General features: G+C 49.5%; 4 protein-coding genes and 1 pseudogene. All 5 read right to left on the reverse strand.

Annotated elements, in window-relative coordinates:
* Positions 1-357 (reverse strand): annotated as a pseudogene (locus tag CPT76_RS30785) (sugar ABC transporter permease); the annotation flags it as partial.
* Between the two features lie 1,242 nt (positions 358-1,599).
* Positions 1,600-2,019 (reverse strand): pyridoxamine 5'-phosphate oxidase family protein, encoded by a 420-nt coding sequence (locus tag CPT76_RS30790; RefSeq protein ID WP_105445595.1) that lies wholly within the window; start codon positions 2,017-2,019, stop codon positions 1,600-1,602.
* A 78-nt stretch (positions 2,020-2,097) separates the two neighbouring features.
* Complete coding sequence (locus CPT76_RS30795; RefSeq protein ID WP_105445822.1) at positions 2,098-2,547, reverse strand: Dps family protein; 450 nt, start codon at positions 2,545-2,547, stop codon at positions 2,098-2,100.
* A 154-nt stretch (positions 2,548-2,701) separates the two neighbouring features.
* Positions 2,702-3,814 carry a GerAB/ArcD/ProY family transporter gene (locus tag CPT76_RS30800; RefSeq protein ID WP_105445596.1) on the reverse strand — a complete coding sequence of 371 codons (1,113 nt, stop codon included), beginning with the start codon at positions 3,812-3,814 and terminating at the stop codon, positions 2,702-2,704.
* A 19-nt stretch (positions 3,815-3,833) separates the two neighbouring features.
* Positions 3,834-4,373 (reverse strand): Ger(x)C family spore germination C-terminal domain-containing protein (locus CPT76_RS30805; RefSeq protein WP_181153166.1); only part of this gene is annotated, 540 nt, incomplete at its 5' end.

Raw genomic sequence — 4,373 nt, forward strand, 5'->3', positions numbered from 1 at the left:
CACCGTCTGGGACAGCTTCTTGAAGAAGCCGTTTCGGACTTCGTTGAAGGCCAGCGCCAGAATGATCGGGATCGGAAAACCAACGACCAGCGAGTACAAGCTGATGCTCAGCGTGTTCCAGAGCAGATCCCAGAAGTAGTAGGAATGAAAGAAGCGGACGAAGTGGTCGAAGCCGACCCACGGGCTTCCCGTAATTCCTTTTGTCGGAATGAAGTTTTTGAACGCGATCTGGATGCCGTACATCGGCCCGTAACAGAAAATAAGAAAGTAGAAAAAGGCCGGCGCAATAAACAGGTACAGCTCCCAGTTCAGAATGATGCGCTTCCACAAGCTTTTGTGGGTTTTCTTTCTCGGCATCACAGCCGGCGGGCCTGCGATGGCAGCTTTTGTCTCATGCATCGTATCACTCCTTCTCTGGTAGGTTCTTTGTTGCCTTTATCTCTCCGTGATGACGGATGTTAAAGCCCGAAAAAGGCGGGTGAATAAGGTTTGTGATCTAAACGTATTCGATCGGTAAAACCTTCGTAAATATGTCATTTTCCACATGAACCTGAAATTCAGGGCAAAACCCGTACGAACAAGAAGAAAATCGACCGGTTTTGGCCAGAGGAATATGTTGTTTTTGCAGCGAATTCGGGTGAATCGAGCAACACTTGACATAATAATGATAACTTAAGTTACATAATTGTGTTCGGTATATTACCTGAACAAGGAAGAGTTTTGGTTAAACTTCCTCTTGTGAGCCCTGTGACGATGTACCCTGCCAGCTGTCTCACGTTGCTTCTCCCTTTTACTAAGGGAACAAAAATTTCGGCTGACCCGCATCTAGGAGATAGCCCATCCTCATTAGGGCAGTTAAACAAACCAGGCAAACAGCTTAGCGTCCTCGTTTCGAACAGGATCCTGAGAGTTCTTTCGATCAGTTCCGATGGTTTCGTACAATAAAGAAGCATCCCTCTTCCATGAAACCTTCTCCTTAAATGAAAACATTCTTCTTCGGTGAAGCTTCCATCCTCAACGCATCTATCGGCGGGCCGATCCACCACCAAATGTCCCTGTTTCTCGGCCACGGTTTTTGATCGTTAGTTAAGCCTGCCCGTTCCCCCGCATCTCGCTTCAACGGCGGGTGATAACGCTTACACTAAACATATCGGAGCCCCCGCCATGCGTAAATATGTCGTTTTCGCTCCCCCATCAAATCGGCTTGAAATCTGGCTCCGGTGGTTACATTCACTTGTGATTCAGGAGCCGAATATGTCATTTTTGATGATTTGGATAGCCTTTAAGGTGTATATATCAAAAATGACAATTCCCGCACGAGCCCTTATGCGGCGCGGTTTTGCAGCAGGTCAAAAATAACATGTATGCGTTTACATCAATTTTGCCGTCACAACCGGCTGACAATGGCGTTCGGTCATTCCACTTCCACCTTTTGGATGCTGCAGCCCGATGATCATCATCGCCGGACGCACTTCGGTCAAGACGTGTGGCCACATCAGTCATCCTTAATACTCCTTCGAAAGTATTTGCGCACACCAAAAAGCCGCCTCATCAGTTTCAATCTGATAAGGCGGCTCTCAACGCTGCCGCGGGATTCAATCAATAATCGAACCACTCGTGCTTCTGTCCGTCCTTGTCGGTTAACTCCACACGAATGGCCTTAACCTGAAGGATCATATAATCCGGATCATCCGGGCCGGAGAAGTCCGCGCTGAACTCGTCCCGCCAAATCTGCTGGCGGAGAGCTTCCTCCGTGTTCACGGTTAATTTTCCGTCAATTTCCACCGTTTCCCGGGAGTCGTTCTCCCCATGCCCTACCAGCAACGACACCGGCGTCTTGCCTTCCAGATCCCAGGTTTGGCTTTTCCGGTCTGCGACAAGATAGATGCTCAGTCCTTTGTTGTACTTCGGCATCCGGCGCAGCCGCGGCTTCTGATTCTCCACCGTCGCAACGGCGGCGTATTCGTGGTGATCCAAAATTTTGGCAACCTCATGCTCCATGGCGAATTTGGCTTCCATTAATAATCACACCCTTTCTCTTCTGACATCATCGACGAAGGGGCGAGAGCCCCTCTTTTTATTGGAAAATCGTTGAAATCAGCCAAGGTAGGATTCAAGCATCCATACATGCTTATCCAAGTCCGCCTGCATCGCAATTAGCATATCCGCGGTTGGGTGGTCGCCGGCGCTTTCCGCCATGTTGATGGTGTCATGCAGTTCCTTGCTTACCGCCGAGAAGTCATGGATGAGCGATTGCACCATGCCGCGCGCGTCCTCTTTTCCTGTAGCTTCCGCAATTGTGGCGATTTCCAGGTATTCTTTCAATGTAGCGGACGGTCTGCCCTTGATCGCCAGGAGGCGTTCGGCGATTTCGTCCGTTTTTTGCGTAACGTCGTTGTACAGTTCCTCGAATTTCGCATGCAGCGTAAAGAACTGTTCCCCTTTTACATACCAGTGATAGTTATGAATTTTCACGTAAAGGATGCTGAAGTTCGCCACCTGCTGGTTCAATGCCTGTTCCAATGTTAATGTCGTTGTGTTTGTCATCATTTATCCCATCCTTTTTATCAGTCAGTGAAGGCCTTCGGCAAGCCTTTCGGTTCGTAAGCTTTCGTCTGTAACTGAATTGTACACAATTTAGTTACAGTAAATCAATATGCCATTTCTATCATTTTCATCCCAACCAGGCATGGGTACGATTTCACCCCCCTTCTACTGCTGCCCTTCGATTATGATACCGTTGGACAATATGTACCCATAGGCACAGCAGCGGAAGATAGACGTACAACAGGACCATTCCGGCCCAGGTTACCACGGAATCCAGCTTGTCGATCGTCTTGGGTCCTTGTAATACGTCGATAATGACAAACGACATCCCGCATGTGAACCATACCAGCGGCTTGGATCTCAGTGGGGTGATCTGTCTCAAAATTCTGGTTCCTGCCCACATGGCCACACATACCGGCGGCAGAATCACGACAAACCAATTGAACACGTACACGTAATCGAACCGGTCGATGAACGGAAGGCGGGCCACTTTTGACAAGATCAGCGTCGGCCAGATCGTATGCTCCAGCTGCTGAACGTTAAAGAACGCCAATGTGACTATAGCGATGATCAAGTAGAGTACCGTGGAATGGGCCACGGCAAGATGAGCCCACTTCCGGGACTTTTCTTGATGCTTGATAAAGGGATACAGCAGAAGCAGAAACTCCACTCCATAAAATAAATTGAGCGAATGGAACGCCGACTGGGCATATTCACGCGGTGTATGATTCAACAGCGGCAGGAGATTCGTCCAATGGGCATACTTCAGCGGAAAATAAATCGATACCAGGAGCAGGGTGGGAATGACGACACAGAAAAAGCAGATTCCGGTGATCACCCGCAGCCCCCCGGTCACGATATACACGGCGGTCAGCAAAATGAGCAGGCATACGGACCAGAGCGGCGTCGTGGGAAACGCCCAAATATGGATGACCTCCATGTAAGACCGGATTTGATAGACGATAAACAGCAGCATATAACCGTAGAGCAGGAGATTCATCGCACCTCCCAGCCATTTGCCGAACAACTGCCGATGCAGGTGGAGGATATCGCCTCCGTCCGCGTGCTTCATAATTGCATAAATGATCCACACGACCGCGTGCAGGCTGAGACCGACGAGCAGTAAGGATAACCAGGAGTCCTGCTGCGCCCCCTTAATGTTCCGGCTTTGAAAGTTCAGCATGGCAATGCCTGTCTGCGTTCCGTGGATCATAAACCACATCAGATAGGGGGATACGGTTAAGCTTTCTTTGATCTGTCTGGGCAACTTCGATCACCTGTCCTTGTCATTCTCCGATTCCCGATTTGGTCAGTTGAAGATTGATAGCGAAATCGAACGCCGTTTTCGGATATATCCTTTCGTAAAACTCCTTCTCGTCCCAGTCCCGGGAATATGCTCTGACCAAATCCCCTACGCCAAGCGGATCCACACCGCTGTCCCTCAGTTTGGCGAGCAGCGACATCAGGTGTTCCCGTATTTGCTTTTCCAGCTGGCGGTCTACCTCACGGTCATTGGAGTCCTTTCGCAAGTCCATCCATCTCGGATATTCCTTTACCATCCCGCTAATGGCGAGCTGGACCTGGATATGCAAGCCATCTGTTCTCATGACCACATGCTTGGATTCCCTTCCATAGCTCACCGAAAAAAGGGCCGTTCCTTCCTGCCCGTGCTTTTTCAGGGTAAACGGAATTTCCCCGCGCATGGAATATCCCTGAAGAAGCTTATAATAGAACATTTCCTCCGGATTCAAGGTGAGTTTTAACCGGTCCCCCTTGAAAATGCCATAGCCCGATACCTGCAATCTGCCCGCAGCGTTTAACCGGAT

Source organism: Paenibacillus sp. AR247, from assembly GCF_002968895.1.
In the GTDB taxonomy this organism is placed as follows: domain Bacteria; phylum Bacillota; class Bacilli; order Paenibacillales; family Paenibacillaceae; genus Paenibacillus_AQ; species Paenibacillus_AQ favisporus.